General features: G+C 69.7%; 14 protein-coding genes and 1 CRISPR repeat array. Of the genes, 3 read left to right on the forward strand and 11 right to left on the reverse strand.

The genetic code is table 11. The annotated features are described in order from the left end of the window. Positions 1 to 6: 6 nt before the first annotated feature. Positions 7 to 243 (forward strand): AbrB/MazE/SpoVT family DNA-binding domain-containing protein, encoded by a 237-nt coding sequence (locus FZ029_RS08800; RefSeq protein ID WP_149268916.1) that lies wholly within the window; start codon positions 7 to 9, stop codon positions 241 to 243. A 6-nt stretch (positions 244 to 249) separates the two neighbouring features. Continuing rightward, positions 250 to 657: a type II toxin-antitoxin system VapC family toxin gene (locus FZ029_RS08805; RefSeq protein WP_149199757.1), complete on the forward strand. Its 408-nt coding sequence runs from the start codon at positions 250 to 252 to the stop codon at positions 655 to 657. On the opposite strand, the gene FZ029_RS08810 is transcribed toward FZ029_RS08805, so the two are convergent. From FZ029_RS08810 to FZ029_RS08840, 7 genes are all read right to left on the reverse strand, one after another. Next, positions 635 to 3283, reverse strand: coding sequence for an EAL domain-containing protein (locus FZ029_RS08810; protein WP_149268917.1), 2649 nt, complete (start codon positions 3281 to 3283; stop codon positions 635 to 637). The genes FZ029_RS08805 and FZ029_RS08810 overlap by 23 nt on opposite strands. Positions 3284 to 3317: 34 nt before the next feature. Further along, entirely contained in the window at positions 3318 to 5036 is a 1719-nt protein-coding gene (locus tag FZ029_RS08815) for a HAMP domain-containing methyl-accepting chemotaxis protein (RefSeq protein WP_247892217.1), read from the reverse strand. Next, positions 5033 to 5554, reverse strand: coding sequence for a DoxX family protein (locus tag FZ029_RS08820; protein WP_149268918.1), 522 nt, complete (start codon positions 5552 to 5554; stop codon positions 5033 to 5035). The genes FZ029_RS08815 and FZ029_RS08820 overlap by 4 nt, the downstream gene beginning before the upstream one ends. Next, on the reverse strand, positions 5551 to 6375 hold the full coding sequence (locus FZ029_RS08825; protein WP_149268919.1) for a putative DNA-binding domain-containing protein: 825 nt from the start codon (positions 6373 to 6375) through the stop codon (positions 5551 to 5553). Before FZ029_RS08825 ends, FZ029_RS08820 begins: the two co-directional genes overlap by 4 nt. Beyond that, positions 6365 to 7258 (reverse strand): DUF692 domain-containing protein, encoded by an 894-nt coding sequence (locus FZ029_RS08830; protein ID WP_149268920.1) that lies wholly within the window; start codon positions 7256 to 7258, stop codon positions 6365 to 6367. The genes FZ029_RS08825 and FZ029_RS08830 overlap by 11 nt, the downstream gene beginning before the upstream one ends. A gap of 4 nt (positions 7259 to 7262) precedes the next feature. Further along, the gene (locus FZ029_RS08835) at positions 7263 to 7565 is read right to left on the reverse strand and encodes a DUF2282 domain-containing protein (RefSeq protein ID WP_149268921.1); all 303 of its coding nucleotides are present in this window, start codon (positions 7563 to 7565) and stop codon (positions 7263 to 7265) included. Positions 7566 to 7636: 71 nt separating this feature from the next. Next, positions 7637 to 8302 carry a peroxiredoxin-like family protein gene (locus tag FZ029_RS08840; protein WP_246457353.1) on the reverse strand — a complete coding sequence of 222 codons (666 nt, stop codon included), beginning with the start codon at positions 8300 to 8302 and terminating at the stop codon, positions 7637 to 7639. 147 nt (positions 8303 to 8449) lie between these two features. On the opposite strand from FZ029_RS08840, the gene FZ029_RS08845 reads away from it, so the two are divergent. Next, a complete protein-coding gene (locus FZ029_RS08845) occupies positions 8450 to 9385 on the forward strand; it encodes a LysR family transcriptional regulator (RefSeq protein WP_149268922.1) in 936 nt (311 codons plus the stop codon). Between the two features lie 379 nt (positions 9386 to 9764). Further along, positions 9765 to 11717: direct repeats of the CRISPR family, unit length 32 nt; unit sequence GTTTCAATCCACGCCCCCGCACGGAGGGCGAC. 192 nt (positions 11718 to 11909) lie between these two features. On the opposite strand, the gene cas2 is transcribed toward FZ029_RS08845, so the two are convergent. Genes cas2 through cas7c form a run of 4 tightly spaced genes read right to left on the reverse strand, consistent with a single transcriptional unit; the run spans position 11910 to position 14791 of the window. Then, on the reverse strand, positions 11910 to 12200 hold the full coding sequence (cas2, locus tag FZ029_RS08850) for a CRISPR-associated endonuclease Cas2 (RefSeq protein WP_149268923.1): 291 nt from the start codon (positions 12198 to 12200) through the stop codon (positions 11910 to 11912). Between the two features lie 9 nt (positions 12201 to 12209). Continuing rightward, positions 12210 to 13259: a type I-C CRISPR-associated endonuclease Cas1c gene (cas1c, locus tag FZ029_RS08855; protein WP_149268924.1), complete on the reverse strand. Its 1050-nt coding sequence runs from the start codon at positions 13257 to 13259 to the stop codon at positions 12210 to 12212. Beyond that, positions 13256 to 13915, reverse strand: a complete 660-nt coding sequence (gene cas4, locus FZ029_RS08860; protein WP_149268925.1) for a CRISPR-associated protein Cas4 — start codon at positions 13913 to 13915, stop codon at positions 13256 to 13258. Before cas4 ends, cas1c begins: the two co-directional genes overlap by 4 nt. Positions 13916 to 13918: 3 nt before the next feature. Then, complete coding sequence (cas7c, locus tag FZ029_RS08865) at positions 13919 to 14791, reverse strand: type I-C CRISPR-associated protein Cas7/Csd2 (RefSeq protein WP_149268926.1); 873 nt, start codon at positions 14789 to 14791, stop codon at positions 13919 to 13921. Between the last annotated feature and the right edge of the window lies 1 nt (position 14792).

Here is a 14792-nt window from a genome sequence, read left to right on the forward strand (position 1 = left end):
GCGGCCATGGCCACGACGCTCACCACCAAGGGGCAAGTCACCATTCCCAAGCCCATCCGCGATCGGCTGGGCATCGGGCCCGGCAGTGCCGTGGAATTCGAGATTGCGGAGGACGGACGCGTCATTCTGAAACCGGCGGACCGAACGCTTCCGGCGAAGAGCCGGTTCGAGCGCCTGCGGGGCCGCGCCACCGCGGGCCTGAGCACCGACCAGATCATGGCGTTGACGCGCGGCGAGGACTGACCGCCGATGACTCTGGTCGACACCAATGTCCTCCTCGATCTGGTGACGAACGATCCGGTGTGGGCGGATTGGTCCATCCGGCAATTGGACGGTGCCGCCGTCAAGGGACCGCTGATCATCAACGACGTGGTCTATGCCGAACTGTCGGTTGGCTTTGAGCGGATCGAAGACCTCGACGATCTGCTCGACGAGGCCGGGATCGCCATGGAGGAGATCCCGCGCGAAGCCTTGTTCCTGGCCGGCAAGGCGTTTCGCCGCTATCGCACCGCAGGCGGCGCCCGCTCGGGCGTGCTGCCGGATTTCTTCATCGGCGCCCATGCCGCCGTGCTCGGGCTGCCGCTGCTGACCCGCGATGCCAAACGCTACCGTTCGTATTTCCCGTCCGTCGTTCTCATGGCGCCGGAAGCACAGTAGGGCCGGCGGCCGACAGCAGCGCCTCGGCATCGGCCACGGACAGCGGGCGGGCGAACAGATAGCCCTGGGCATAGTCGCAGCCGACCCGGGTGACGACCTCGCGCTCCGCCTCGGTCTCGATCCCTTCGGCGACGACCTCCAGCCCGATGCGGTGGGCCAGTTCGACGATGCCGCGCAGCAGCGATTCCTGCCTGGGATCGGAGCCGAGCGCGCTGATGAAGCTCTTGTCGATCTTCAGCACGTCGAAGGGCAGGCGGCTTAGCTGCGACAGCGAGGAATAGCCGGTGCCGAAATCGTCCATGCACAGCGCCACCCCCAGCGCATGGAAACGTTCCAAAATGGCGCGGGCCTGATCGTGATCGGTGACAATCATGCTCTCCGTCACCTCGATCTTCAGCCCTTCGCTGCGGCCGGCCGCCAGGAAGGCGAGCATGTCGTCGACATGGCGCTCGTCCAGCATCTGGCGCGCCGACAGGTTGACGTTGACGGTCAGGGCGGCCCCTCCCGCCAGCCGGCGCCAGCGGGCGAGCTGGTCCACGGCCCGTTCCAGAACATGGCGACCGAGCGGCAGGATCTGGCCCGTCTCCTCGGCGATGGGGATGAATTGCGCCGGGCTGACGAAGCCGAGGTCGGGGTGGCGCCAGCGCACCAGGGCTTCGAAACCGGCAAGCCGTCCGTCCGGCAGCGACAGGATGGGCTGGTAAACCAGGAAGATGTCGCCGGCCTCCAGCGCCGGGTTCAGATCGCGTTCCAGGCGGCTGCGGATCAGGATCGCCTCGCGCAGGGAGGCGTCGAACAGCACGGTGCGCCCCTTGCCATGTTCCTTGGCGCGGTAGAGCGCGATGTCGGCGTCACGCAACAGGCTGTCCGGATCGTCGCTGGTCCCGTCGTCGACCGCCAGACCGATGCTGAGCCCTACCCGCAATTCCATGCCGCCGGCAGAGAGCGGGCCTTTGAACGCGGATTCCAGCGCCTGGGCGCGGGCAATCGCCGCCTCGCGGCCGGCGGGGACCGTCACGACGAATTCGTCGCCGCCCAGCCGGGCGACGAACTCCCCCGGTTCCAGCAAGGCGGCGATCCGCTCCGCCGTCGCCACCAGCACGCGGTCGCCGACGGCATGGCCGAGGCTGTCGTTGATCAGCTTGAAACCGTCGAGATCGAGGAACAGCAGCGCCAGGTCGCTCCGCTCGCCGTCCTGCGCCGCCTGCCGGTCGTGCAGCCAGCGGACCAGGAAGGCCCGGTTGGGCAGCCCGGTCAGGAAATCGTGGGTGGCCTGATGGACCAGCCGCGCCTCGTAGGATTTGCGGTCGCTGATGTCTGCTGCGGAACCGGCCAGCCGCGCCACCCGGCCGTCCGGACCCGCGGCGACGATGCCGTGCAGATGGAGCCAGCCGGTGCCATGCTGCGGTCCCCCGCCCTCCTCCCCGATGCCTGGCGGCAGGACGCGGAACTCCACGTCGAAACTGGCGCCGTCGGCCCCCTGCTCCCCCTGGCGGATCGCCGAGAGCACGGCGTGCCGGTCGTCGGGATGGATGTGGGACAGCAAGGCCGCAAGGCCGGGTTCGCCGGCGGCGGCCGGAAGATGGAGCATCTGACGCAGCCGGGGCGACAGGAACAGGTCGCCGCTGTCCAGATCCCAGTCCCACAGGCCGTCGTTGGTGGCGGCGGCGGCCATGGCATAGCGGCGCTCGCTCTCGCCCAGCCGGCGGCCCTTCTCCTCGATGGCGGCGAACAGGCCGCGCAGGGCGACCCGGCTGTCCTCCAGGCTGCGGCCGAGCAGGCCCAACTCGTCGTGGCGGAAACCGCCATCCACCCTCCCCGCCTTGCCCCAGCCCTGGAACGACCGGTCGAGGTCGCGGCGGGCCAGCCGGCGGGCATCCTCCACCAGACGGCCGAGCGGACCGACGATGCGGCTGCGGGTGAACCACACCGCGGCGCCGGCCAGCCCCAGAACCAGAATGGCGATGACGCCGCCGCCGACCGCCATCAGCCGCTGCAGGGCTTCGATGTCGTCCAGTGTGGCGGCGGTCAGACGGGCGCGCTGCGCGCTCAGATGGCTGTTCAGCGCCGCCAGCCCCTTCACCGCGTCGCGGCGGCAGGTGTCGAAGGCATCCGCCGGGATAGCCGCCGCCGGGTCCTCCATCTGCACCTGGATGGCGTCGAGGAAGGCGGCGATGGCGGCGATGGCCCGCGCCTCGTTCTCGCTGGGGGTGACGATGTCGCGGTAGATCTCCAGATTGGCCCGCGACAGGGCGAGCGCCCGGTCCAGTGCCGCATGGTCGGCGGCGCCGCTCTCCGCCCCCTCGCGGTAACGGTCGATGACGCCGCCGAGGCCGAGATGCCCGCGCAGTTCCGAAAGCGCATCGGATTTGGTGGCAGCCTGCAGGTCGTAGTCGCGCCAGCCCTCGGCGACCGCACCCATGCCCTGCATCAATTGCAGCCCGACCGCCAGCATCACCGCCAGACAGACGACCAGCGCCGCCGCCAGAAGCAGCGCCGAGCGCGCGATGGTCAGGGTCCGGCGGCCCGAACCGGCGACCGGTCCGGATGCGGCCCGGGTCAACCGGCCGGAGATGGCCCCGGAATCTTCGCCGGTCCCGGCGTCCTCGCTGACGATGTCGCTCACGCCGCCCTTCCCTCTTCCCCCGACCCCGCGGGAATCACGCGCGCAACGCCTTCGAGAAGCTGTGCGCCGCGCCTTCCAGCCGCCTGGTCTCGCTGCCGAGCGATTGTGCGGCGGAGAACATGCTTTCCGCAACCGCGCCGGCCTGTTCGGCGGCCTGTGCAACCTCGGAAATCGCTGCGCTGACCGCACCGGCGGTGCCGGCGGTCTCCTGGATGTTGCGGGCGATCTCGCGTGTCGCCTCGTCCTGCTGGGTGACGGCGTCGGCGATCTCCTGCGCCATGCGGCAGACCTGCTCCAGGCTGCCGCCGATTCCCTGGATGGCGCCGACCGCGCCGTCGGTGGCACTGCGGATGGTCGCGATCTGCTGGGTGATGTCCTCGGTCGCCCGCGCGGTCTGGTTGGCGAGGTTCTTCACCTCCTGCGCCACCACGGCGAAGCCCTTCCCCGCCTCGCCGGCGCGGGCGGCCTCGATGGTGGCGTTCAGCGCCAGCAGGTTGGTCTGGCTGGCGATGGCGTTGATCAGCCCGACCACCTCGCCGATCCGCTGCACCGCTTCCGCCAGGCTGGCGACGGTGGCCGACGAGCGGTCGGCCTGTTCGACCGCCGCCGTGGTCATGGCGACCGAACCGCGCACCCGCTGCCCGATCTCGGCGATTGAGGCCGACAGTTCCTCGGTGGCGGCGGCAACCGCCTGGACGGTTCCGGCGGTGCGGGCGGCAGCGGCCGAGACCTCCTGCGTGCCGCCGATGGTCCGGCTGGAGGATTGCGCCAGTTCCTGCCCGGTGTGGTGCAGGGTGCCGGCCCGGCCGGCAAGGGCGGCGGCCAGCGCGCCGATCTCCGCTTCGAAGGAGCGGAGGTTGCGTTCCAGTTCCTCCTGGCGCCTGCGCGCCTGTTCGGCTTCGGCGCGTTCACGTTCGCCCGCTGCACGCAGCCGGACCAGCCCGTCGCGGAACACCCCGACGGTGCCGGCCATGGCGCCGATCTCGTCGCGGTGGCCGACCGACGGCACGGCACTCTCCAGATCGCCGCCGGCCAGCCGTTCCATATAGGCGGCCAGCCGGGCCAGGGGATGGACGATGCGGCGATGGGTGAACCACAGGAACAACCCGGCGATGGCGACCAACAGCACCAGCGCCACGCCGCCGCCGGTCAGCACCGTGCCGTTCAGGGCGGCGATGCCCTGGCGGTTGGCTTCGCCAAGAGCGGCACGCGCCCGCGTCAGTTCGCCGTTCAGCGTCCGCATGGCGGCCACCGCCGGCGCGGTGTCGAGTGCGGCGGTGCGGGCCAGCCGGTCGAGCGGGGTGTGAACCGCCACCGCGGCTTCCGCCTCCGTCAGCTTGGCCTCCAGCTGTGCCAGCGCCGCGGCGATGGTGTCGAGCGCCGCCCCCTCGGCCGTGGTCAGTTCGCCGGCATAGCGGTAGACCTCCAGATTGGCGGCGGCGGATTTCAGGCTCTGGCGCATCTCGGCGGCACGGGCCGGATCGGCGGTCAGCAGAAAGTCGCCGAACCGGTGGATCACCCCACCGAACCCCAACGCCCCGCGCAGGTCGGACAGGGCGTCGGCCTTGGCCGCGGCCCCCAGGTCGTAGGCGTTCCAGCGCTCGTCCACCTGCCGGATGCCCTGCACGGTGACGATGCTGACCGCCAGGACCAGCAGCAGCACGGCGACCAGCCCGGACGAGAGAAGCCAGCCGAGCTGGGCGATCCGCCGATGTCCGTGGGTTTCGGGAGTGGCGGGATGCGTGATGGTCATGGGCGGTCTCCATTCCGGCGGCTGAAACGTAGGAACCAGTGGTCGAGCGACAGCCGTCCGCCGCCACGCAGGATCAGACCGGTGAGCAGCAGCATCCAGAAGTAATGCTGCGGGTTGTTGAAGGCCGGGTTTTCGGCCCCCAGCACGAACTGGATCACCAGCGCCATCGCCAGCAGCGGCACCGCCGCCAGCCGTGTCGCCAGACCCAGCACCAGCAGGACCGGCATGGTCAGCTCGGTGGCGGCGGCCAGCAGCGCGGCGACGTCCGCCGGCAGCAGCGGCACCCGGTATTCCTCCTGGAACAGGAAGAGCGTCGCCTGCCAGTCGCCGATCTTCTGCAGGCCGGAGCGGAAGAAGATCGGCGCCATCGTCAGCCGGACCGCAAGGTCGAACAGCGGTACGGCATGGCGGTCGAGCCATCCGGCGACGTGGTCGCGGATCTCCGGCAAGCGGCCGAACCGGATGGGGGGCTGCCCGAACCTTGCGGACGATGACCGCGGCAACGGCGACGACGTCATGGGTCGATCCCTTCAGGTCGGGTGAAGGAAGGCGGCCGGTCCAGCGCGAAGCCGGCCAGCAAGCGGTTTTGCAGCAGAAGCGCCAGCAGGGATTGCAGGTCGGCGCCGGCAGAGGCCTCATCCCCGGCCGCCTCATCCAGGGTGGCGCCGGCCAGCAGCCGGCACGCGAGCGCTCCGTCGGCCGCGGTCAGGCGGGCGCAGCGCACCTCGCCGCCCGGGGCACCGCCCGTGGCGTCGACGTCCTCGTCCACAGGACTGCGGCCGACCAGAACCGCTTCCGGCTTCGGCAGCGGGATGGCGCCGCCGTCCTTCCACAGCGCATGGATGTTCCAGCCCGACCGCACCAGCCGGAGCGAGGGGTGCGGAACCAGCCGCAGGGATCCTGCCTGTACCGGCGGGATGGCTGCGAGCCGGGCGAGGTCGAGCGGTTCGGCATCGGCGGCGAACAGCGCCTCGTGCATCGCCCAGTCGAGCCGGGCGAGGTCAGGCACCCAGGCTTGACTGCCGCCGGCCGCGTCCAGGCCGTCCAGCCAGTCGGCGAAGCCGGCGCCATAGCTCCACAGCATCGGCAGGCGTGGCGGCGCCTCCGCCGCGAACCGGCAGGCGAGCGCGGTGAAACGCTCCTCCCCCAGGGCGCGGCACAGGGTGGGATGGGCATGGCCAAGGACGGCGGCCAGCGATCCCATCACCGTGTTGCGGTAGACCGCCAGCCGCCCGGCCGGCAGGTCCGGCCGCAGCGCCCCGGCAACGGTCGGATCGCCCTGCAGCAGAAAAGCGGCAAAGTCGCGCTGTAGTCCCGCCAATTTCACGTCAGCCGGCACAATGGACCTCCGGCATTTTCAGCTTCTGCATCGTCGCATCGAGCAGCCGTTGCGCCCTGCCCGCCTCGTCCAGCAGGTCGTCGAGCGGCGGCAGGTCGTTGTCCCATTCGATCAGCACCGGCCGTGGGCCGATGCGCTCCAGCACGTCGGCATAGAGAGCCATCACGGCGGCGCCGACGGCGCTGCCATGGTCGTCGACCAGCAGTTCCTCGCCACCGATGGTCATGCGGGCATGACCGGCCAGATGCAGTTCGCCGACCGCGTCCGCCGGGATGGCGTCGAGCCACGCCGACCGGTCGAAGCCGAGATTGACCGACGAGACGTAGAGGTTGTTGACGTCCAGCAGCAGGCCGCAGCCGGTACGGGCGGCCAGTTCCGCCAGGAATTCGGCTTCGGGAATGGTGCTGTCGGCGAAGGCGATGCAGGCCGCCGGATTCTCGACCAGGATGCGCCGGCCGAAAACGTCCTGGGCATGGTCGACGTTGCGGCGGACCCGGTCCAGGCTGTCCTCGGTATAGGGCAGCGGCAGCAGATCGTTGAGGTAGGTGGCGTCCGTGACGCTCCAGGACAAATGTTCGGAGATCAGCCCCGGTTCCAGCCGGTCGTAGAGCGCGCGCAGCCGCATCAGGTGGTCGGGGTCGAGACCGCCGGCGCTGCCCAGCGACAGGCCGACGCCGTGGCAGCTGACCGGCCGGTCGCGTCGGACCCGCAGGATGCCGGCCAGACGCGGCCCGCCCGGAACCAGGTAATTCTCCGGATGGATCTCGACCCAGGGGATCGGAGAACCGGCCGCGACGAATGCCTCCCGGTGCGGCTCGCGCAGGCCGATGCCGGCGGCGACCGGCACCAGCCGGGGGAGCGTGGAGGACACCGCCGCGACCATCGCCTCAGCCCTTCTTCTTCGGGTTGGCGCCGTCGAACGGCTTCAGCGATCCCATTTCCGTCGCACAGGTACCGGCCTTGACCAGCTTCCAGTCGCCGCCGTCATAGGTCAGGCTGGTGTTGCCGGCGCAGGAATGCAGGCCCTTGGCGTGGGCGCAGCCATTCTCGCCCGGCTTGGCGATGCCATAGCATTTTTCCATGTTGGACTGCGCCGCGGCCGGGCCGGCCATCAGGGTCAGCGCCCCGGCCAGCGCGCCGGCGATGGGGAGCAGGGCCAGGGTCTTGGCGGCGGTCTTGGTGGCGGTCATGGACGGATTCCTCTCTGCATGGATGGGCCGGCTGTGGGGGATGGCCGGTTGCGTGGAATGGCCGGCATCGGTCAGGATGCCGGCACGCGGTCGTGCAGCAGGTCGACGAGCGCCTGCGGCTCCGGGCGTTGGGTGAAGTCGGCGTCGATGGCGGCAAAGCGGACGACGCCGCTGGGCGACAACAGGTAGGTCGCCGGGATCGGCAGCTGCCAGGGCTCCCCGGGCGGGCGGCCCTGGCGGGCGTTGAGGTCGAGGCCGCGGTCGCGGTAGAGGTCGCGCAGCTCGTCCGGCACGCGGAAGACGAGGCCATAGCTGCGCGCCACCACCGCTCCGCTGTCGGACAGGATGTCGAAGTCGAGCGCGTTGCGCTCCGCCAGCGTCAGGCTGTGGTCGGGCAGTTCGGGCGACACCGCGACCAGCCGGGCGCCGCCGGCGGTCAGCTGCGGCAGCGCCATCTGCATGGCCCTGAGCTGGGCGCAACAATAAGGACACCATTCGCCGCGGTAGAACAGCAGGACGACCGGCCCCCGCTCCAGCGTCTCGTATAACGATACGGTCCGGCCGAGCTGGTTGGGCAAGGCGAAGTCGGGGGCCTGGAGTCCGGGGCGCAGCGCCCCCAATTCGACCCCGCGCGCCTTCAGGTCGGCGATCACCCGGTCCATCATCGCCAGCACCCCCGGCGGCAGGGACTTTCCGGCCTGCGCCCGGATGGTGCGGAGTTGGCGTTGAAGACGCATCGGGCAATTCCATGTCGGCGTGTCCGTTGAGCCGATCCTGGCAAAAGCCGGACTTGTGAAACATAGGGGGACACGCACAATATCTTTGCACAGAACGCAAGAATGCGCCCGATCCGATCGGGCTGATCGGGATATGGAGAGGACGGCATGGACCGGCTGGACGATCTGACGGTGCTGGTGGAGGTGGTGGATTGCGGCAGCCTGTCGGCGGCGGCGGAGAGCCTCGGGCTGTCCGCGTCGGCGATCAGCCGGCGGATCGCCCAGATGGAGAACAGGCTGGGCACCCGTCTGCTGGCGCGCACGACGCGGCGGATCGCGCTGACCGATGCCGGCGCCACTTTCTGCCTGCGGGCCCGCGCCATCCTGGCGGCGCTGGACGAGGCCGAACAGTCGCTGACCGAGATGGGCGAGGAGCCGCGCGGCACCCTGCGCGTCACCATGCCGGTGATGTTCGGGCAGATGCGGGTGGCGCCGCTGCTGCCCTCATACCTGCGCCGCTACCCCGGCGTGTCGCTGGAGGCCAGCCTGAGCGACCGCGTGCAGCGGCTGATCGACGACGGGTTCGATCTGGCGATCCGCGCCGGGCGGCTGGCCGATTCCTCCCTGATCGCCCGCCGCCTGCGGCCGCTGCGCCGCCATGTGGTGGCCAGCCCGGACTATCTGGAGCGCCGAGGCGTGCCGCAGTCGCCGTCCGACCTCTCCCGCCACGATTGCCTGACGCTGCTGTCGGGCTCCGGCCGGACGGAGTGGGAGTTCCTGGTCGGCGACCGGCGCGAAATCCTGCGTCCGGCCGGCGGCTTCCAGACCGACAGCCTTTGGCTGCTGCGCCATGCCGCGGTGGGCGGGCTGGGGCTGGCACGGCTGGCCGACTTCATCGTGGAGGACGACATCCGCGCCGGCCGCCTGATCCCGGTCCTGACGGACCTGGAGGTGACGGACGAGGCCATCCATGCCGTTTATCCGGCGACCCGCCATGTCTCGCCGAAGGTGCGCAGCTTCATCGAACATCTGCTGACCGGGCTGGGCGGACCGGGATCCACGGCCCCGGCCGGCCCTTCGGCGCCCGCAGGCACCGGGTCATGAAGCGGACGACCGTTGAACCGATCTTGCCTGTGCTTGGTATTCGCCTGCCCCGAGGCATGACACAAGCAACGGCAAGCCGACGCGGAGATTGGCCAATCTCCGTGAACAGGCCGCGCTCGACCTGCTGAAGGGCATGTTTCAATCCACGCCCCCGCACGGAGGGCGACCAAGCGACGCCGGGGAAGACCTCCGGGAACCGGGAGTTTCAATCCACGCCCCCGCACGGAGGGCGACTTGACCCCTTCACCGCTCGAGCCGACGTGGCGCACGTTTCAATCCACGCCCCCGCACGGAGGGCGACAGCGCTCACCGGCAGTGGCTTGACTCCAACATGTTTCAATCCACGCCCCCGCTCGCCGAAGATCGAGGCGGTGGCGGCGTTTCAATCCACGCCCCCGCACGGAGGGCGACCGCATGGTTTGACGTGATGTGGTCTGGGCCGGGTCAGTTTCAATCCACGCCCCCGCACGGAGGGCGACCGGCCCCCAGGATGGTGCGGGTGGAGACTGCGGTGTTTCAATCCACGCCCCCGCACGGAGGGCGACGCCCGCCGGATCGCATCCTCGGCACCCTGCCGAAGTTTCAATCCACGCCCCCGCACGGAGGGCGACAATATGTGATGGTCCGAGTCGACTTCCCCGGCGTGTTTCAATCCACGCCCCCGCACGGAGGGCGACTGTTCGAACGCCGTCTTGGCGTCAGCACCAGCCAGTTTCAATCCACGCCCCCGCACGGAGGGCGACAGTAACTGCAACGCGCACCGCCGTCCGCACCGCAGTTTCAATCCACGCCCCCGCACGGAGGGCGACTCTCGCGGCGGGGCGGAACGCGGCGGGAGGGGGTTTCAATCCACGCCCCCGCACGGAGGGCGACCCCCGTCGCCCGACGGCGGGCTGACGGCCGAGCAGTTTCAATCCACGCCCCCGCACGGAGGGCGACACGCCGCTGGTCGAAGGCGTCACCCCGTCGGCTCAGTTTCAATCCACGCCCCCGCACGGAGGGCGACTGCCGCCAGCGCATCCTTCCCGCCGTGCTTGGTGATGTTTCAATCCACGCCCCCGCACGGAGGGCGACCGTCCCGGTGGCCACAGCCTGTTCACCTCGGCGCTGTTTCAATCCACGCCCCCGCACGGAGGGCGACACAAGACCACCACGATACCGGCCCTGTTCCGCAAGTTTCAATCCACGCCCCCGCACGGAGGGCGACGACGAAATGATCGCGTGGGCGCGCCAGTTGGAGGTTGTTTCAATCCACGCCCCCGCACGGAGGGCGACGCGCCTCGTAGGCTTCATGGGCTTGGCCTTCGTGGGTTTCAATCCACGCCCCCGCACGGAGGGCGACCCGCCGTGATGGTGGGGCCGGCGTTCTCCTTGCGGTTTCAATCCACGCCCCCGCACGGAGGGCGACCTGCTGGATAAGCATGAGGCGCTGACGGAGGCCAAGTTTCAATCCACGCCCCCGCACGGAGGGCGACCAGCGGCGATCAGGCGGGCGTTGGCTTCCGCCGGGTTTCAATCCACGCCCCCGCACGGAGGGCGACGCACGCGCCCCTTCGGAGCCTTCAGCTCCAGCCCGTTTCAATCCACGCCCCCGCACGGAGGGCGACCCCCGCCCCGCCATGGACCCGCGTCCCGACGACGGTTTCAATCCACGCCCCCGCACGGAGGGCGACCAGCGACGGTCCTTCGCGCTCCAGCATCAGGGCGTTTCAATCCACGCCCCCGCACGGAGGGCGACGGTCATCGCCGCCAAAGTGCCGCTCGCGGACATGGTTTCAATCCACGCCCCCGCACGGAGGGCGACATTTGCGGCCCCGGCCGGGAGGCGCCTCTTGAAAGTTTCAATCCACGCCCCCGCACGGAGGGCGACTGCTGGTTCGTCAGCCGCCCCATTGCCATTGGAGAGTTTCAATCCACGCCCCCGCACGGAGGGCGACAACAAGCTGCGGAGTAAGACCATGGGCTGGCAGGTTTCAATCCACGCCCCCGCACGGAGGGCGACGCCGTCGATCCGCAGCCAGATCAGCGCCTGCCGGTTTCAATCCACGCCCCCGCACGGAGGGCGACGCGAGGCGGGCAGCATACAGCCGGTCATAGGGCGGTTTCAATCCACGCCCCCGCACGGAGGGCGACAACAGAAGACCCCATCGCCGACCATTTTTGCAAGAGTTTCAATCCACGCCCCCGCACGGAGGGCGACGACGAAGCCCCCAAAAATACACTCGGCAAAACGAGTTTCAATCCACGCCCCCGCACGGAGGGCGACTCACGAGCACAAGGCACTGTGCCCCTTCCATGCGGTTTCAATCCACGCCCCCGCACGGAGGGCGACGGCTCCAGCATAACCGGCTGGCCGGTCGCCGAAAATAGGTGTGGTTCCGCGAACCTTGGGCAAATTCTCATCTGCCGACCGGAGTTCACAGGCCGGCTCCGCAAAAGTTCGTCCGGTTTCAAGGAATAGACGAGCGCGCGAACCTTCCAGGGGATTCGTGGTCGCTTGGGGTTCGCGCAACAGCCGGGCGAGTCACAATATCAGGGGTTCGTCCAGGTCGGTGGGCGGGCGGCTGCCGACATGCTCCACCTTGTGCCGTGCCGACGAACCCAGCAGATAGAAGCGAAGGCTGTCGGTCTTCGGATCGATCAGGTCCAGCAGACGCGCGCGGAGTGCCGTCCATTGTGCCGGATCGACCATGCATTCGAACACCGAGAACTGAACGCGCACACCATGGTCCTGGCATGCCCTCGCCACACGGCGCAGGCGCCGCCGGCCTGCCGGAGTTTCGGTGGATACGTCATAGCAAACCAGCACGAGCACGGTCGCCGCTCACTTCCACAGGAATGGCGGATAGGCGTCGAGGTCGCCCCGCAGATGCCGCGCCAGCAGCCGCGCCTGGGCATGCCACATCAGCCCGAACGGCAGCTTTTCGTTCAGGAACGGATGGGTCAGCTCCTCCTTCTTGCGCTTCTGGTAGGCGACCAGAACCGCCTTGCGCGCGTCGCCGGTCAGGGTCACCGCACCGGTCTCCCCCAACTCGAAATCCTCCGGTGACAGTTCCTGCCGGTTGATCAGCGTCAGCACCAGCCGGTCGGCGAAGGGTGCGCGGAACTCCTCCACCAGATCGAGTGCCAGCGACGGGCGGCCGGGCCGGTCGGCGTGCAGGAAGCCCACCTGGGGATCCAGCCCCACCGTCTCCAGCGCACCGCGCACGTCGTGCGTCAGCAGCGTATAGACGAAGGATAGCAGGCAGTTCACCCGATCCAGCGGCGGCCGGCGGCTGCGCCCCCGGATGCGCCACTCCTCTCCGTCGCGCCGGATCATGACGCCGAATGCCGCGAAGTAGCAGGCAGCGGCATCCCCCTCGACCCCGCGCAAGCGGTCCACCTCCCCCACCGGGGCGCCCGCCGGATCCCGTGGTCGGTCGAGTTGCGTCAGCGCGCGGCTCAGCCCATCCTCCGCGACCGCCAGCGCCCCGCCGGGATCGTCATGGTCGCGGCGGTGGCGGCGCAGGACGGTGCGTTGGTTGGCGAGCTTGCCGGCCAGCATGTTGCGGGTGACCGCGGCGGCGCGCGGCGGATCGTCGGCGGCCCGGTACTGGGCGCGGCGCAGCAGGACATTGCCGGACACCGGCCCCTCGACCCTGGCCAGGAAGCGGCCGTTCTCGGTCAGGAACCCGACGGAGACACCCTGTTCGGCGCAATGGCCAAGGATGTAGGGGCTGGCGCCGACAGCGCCGAACGCCACCACCCCTTCCAGCGCCAGCAGCGGCACCAGCGTGCGCGCGCCGTCCTCGCGCCGCACCTCGATGGCTTCGCCCTCCTTCGACAGGTAGCTGCCGGGCGTGGTGACGTAGAGCGTGTTGAGCAGGCGCTTCACGGTTGATCATCCTCCCGAAGGGCCCGGGCCAGCCAGCCGGCGGCGGAGCGTCCGGCGGACGTCTTCGGCAGGCAGAAGGCTTCCAGAGAACAGGAGCGGCACTTCGCCCCCGGTTCCGGCGGCGGCGTCTCCCCACTGTCCAGCAGGGCGTGCACCGCCTTCGCCGCCTCCTCCGTCCGGGCACGCAGGGCGTCGTCGAAGGCGACCTCCTGACGCCGGCGCGGTTCGCCATAGAACAGGGCGCCGCGCGGCACCGGAATGCCCAGCATCTCTTCCAGGCACAGCGCCTGGGCGCACAGCTGCACGCGGTCGGCGTCGTGCGGCTTGGGCTTGCCGCGCTTGTACTCGACCGGATAGGGCTGCGGCGAACCGGAGCGGCGGGCGCGGAACTCCACCACGTCCGCCTTGCCGACCAGCCCCAGCCGCAGGCTGCGCAAAGCCACGCCGCGGGCGATGCGCACCCCGCGCCGGGTCTCTCCGGGGGCCTCGTCCACCCGTTCGTGCAGCACGCGGCCCTCGGCGGTCAGCAGATTCTCGGCCCAGGCGCCCTCCAGATGGATCAGCGCGCATTGGCGCGGGCAGAAGACCAGATGCTGAAGGGCCGACAACGGCACCAGGGCGGAGTCGGCGTCCGCAGCGGGGGCCGGCGCCGCCATCCCTTACAGCCGCTCCTCGATCTCGACGCCCTCGGGCAGGCCGTCGCGCGCGATGGTGACGGTGTAGTCGTCGAACCGGCGGGGGGCGGTGATGCCGTCCTTCAGCTGAACCTTCACCCGGTCCAGCAGCGTGTGCGCCGGCGCCTCGCCCAGGGGGGAGCGGTGGCGGAACACCACCAGCCGGCGCGCCGCCATCTCGCCGCGCGCGGCGGAGCGGTCATGGTCGAACATCAGCAGCAGCGCCTGGAAGAGCGCCTCCAGATCGGCATCGGAAAAGCCGGTCTGCTTCGCCAGATGCGGAGAGATGAAGCCGCGCGCCGCATACAGCCCATAGGGCACGATGTATTTGCGGCCCATGGTGCGGTTGTCGCCATGCTGCTTCTCGGCCTCGGCCTCCGTCGTCACCGCCATGCGGGTGACGGCGACCTCGGTCGGGACGACGGCGTCGATGCTCTCCGCGAAGGTCAGCTGCACCGGGCCGCGCACCTGCCCGCAATTGGTGTCCGTCGTCATCACCGCGCCGAAGGTACGGATGTCGAAGAAATTCCGGCACATCCACCCCGTCACCGCGGCGGCGCCTTCGCCCTTCGGCAGTTTCTTGGAATCGGACTTGATCCCGGTGGCTTCATAGGCGCGGGCATGCTGCTGGTTCAGCACCGCCTTTTCGCGGACGTAGATCTCGTACCCCGCTTCGCCGCCGCGGGTCAGTTCGATGAAATTGCGGATCTTGCGCTTCAGGCACACATCGGTGACCAGCCCGTGCCCGGTCTCCGGGTCCAGGCGCGGCATGTTGCCGGCGTCCGGATCGCCGTTCGGGTTGCCGTTGCGCACGTCGAACAGATAGACGAACTCGATGCGGGATTCGTGGATGCCCATG

Origin of the sequence: Azospirillum sp. Sh1 (assembly GCF_008365135.1) — a bacterium.
Taxonomy (GTDB): domain Bacteria; phylum Pseudomonadota; class Alphaproteobacteria; order Azospirillales; family Azospirillaceae; genus Azospirillum; species Azospirillum oryzae.

What these genes read in the sequence shown, in the direction of transcription:
- FZ029_RS08800 (WP_149268916.1), top strand. Translation starts at nt 7, where the DNA reads ATGGCCACGACGCTCACCACCAAGGGGCAAGTCACCATTCCCAAGCCC.
- FZ029_RS08805 (WP_149199757.1), top strand. Translation starts at nt 250, where the DNA reads ATGACTCTGGTCGACACCAATGTCCTCCTCGATCTGGTGACGAACGAT.
- FZ029_RS08815 (WP_247892217.1), bottom strand. Translation starts at nt 5,036, where the DNA reads ATGACCATCACGCATCCCGCCACTCCCGAAACCCACGGACATCGGCGG.
- FZ029_RS08820 (WP_149268918.1), bottom strand. Translation starts at nt 5,554, where the DNA reads ATGACGTCGTCGCCGTTGCCGCGGTCATCGTCCGCAAGGTTCGGGCAG.
- FZ029_RS08830 (WP_149268920.1), bottom strand. Translation starts at nt 7,258, where the DNA reads ATGGTCGCGGCGGTGTCCTCCACGCTCCCCCGGCTGGTGCCGGTCGCC.
- FZ029_RS08835 (WP_149268921.1), bottom strand. Translation starts at nt 7,565, where the DNA reads ATGACCGCCACCAAGACCGCCGCCAAGACCCTGGCCCTGCTCCCCATC.
- FZ029_RS08840 (WP_246457353.1), bottom strand. Translation starts at nt 8,302, where the DNA reads ATGCGTCTTCAACGCCAACTCCGCACCATCCGGGCGCAGGCCGGAAAG.
- FZ029_RS08845 (WP_149268922.1), top strand. Translation starts at nt 8,450, where the DNA reads ATGGACCGGCTGGACGATCTGACGGTGCTGGTGGAGGTGGTGGATTGC.
- cas4 (WP_149268925.1), bottom strand. Translation starts at nt 13,915, where the DNA reads ATGGCGGCGCCGGCCCCCGCTGCGGACGCCGACTCCGCCCTGGTGCCG.
- cas7c (WP_149268926.1), bottom strand. Translation starts at nt 14,791, where the DNA reads ATGGGCATCCACGAATCCCGCATCGAGTTCGTCTATCTGTTCGACGTG.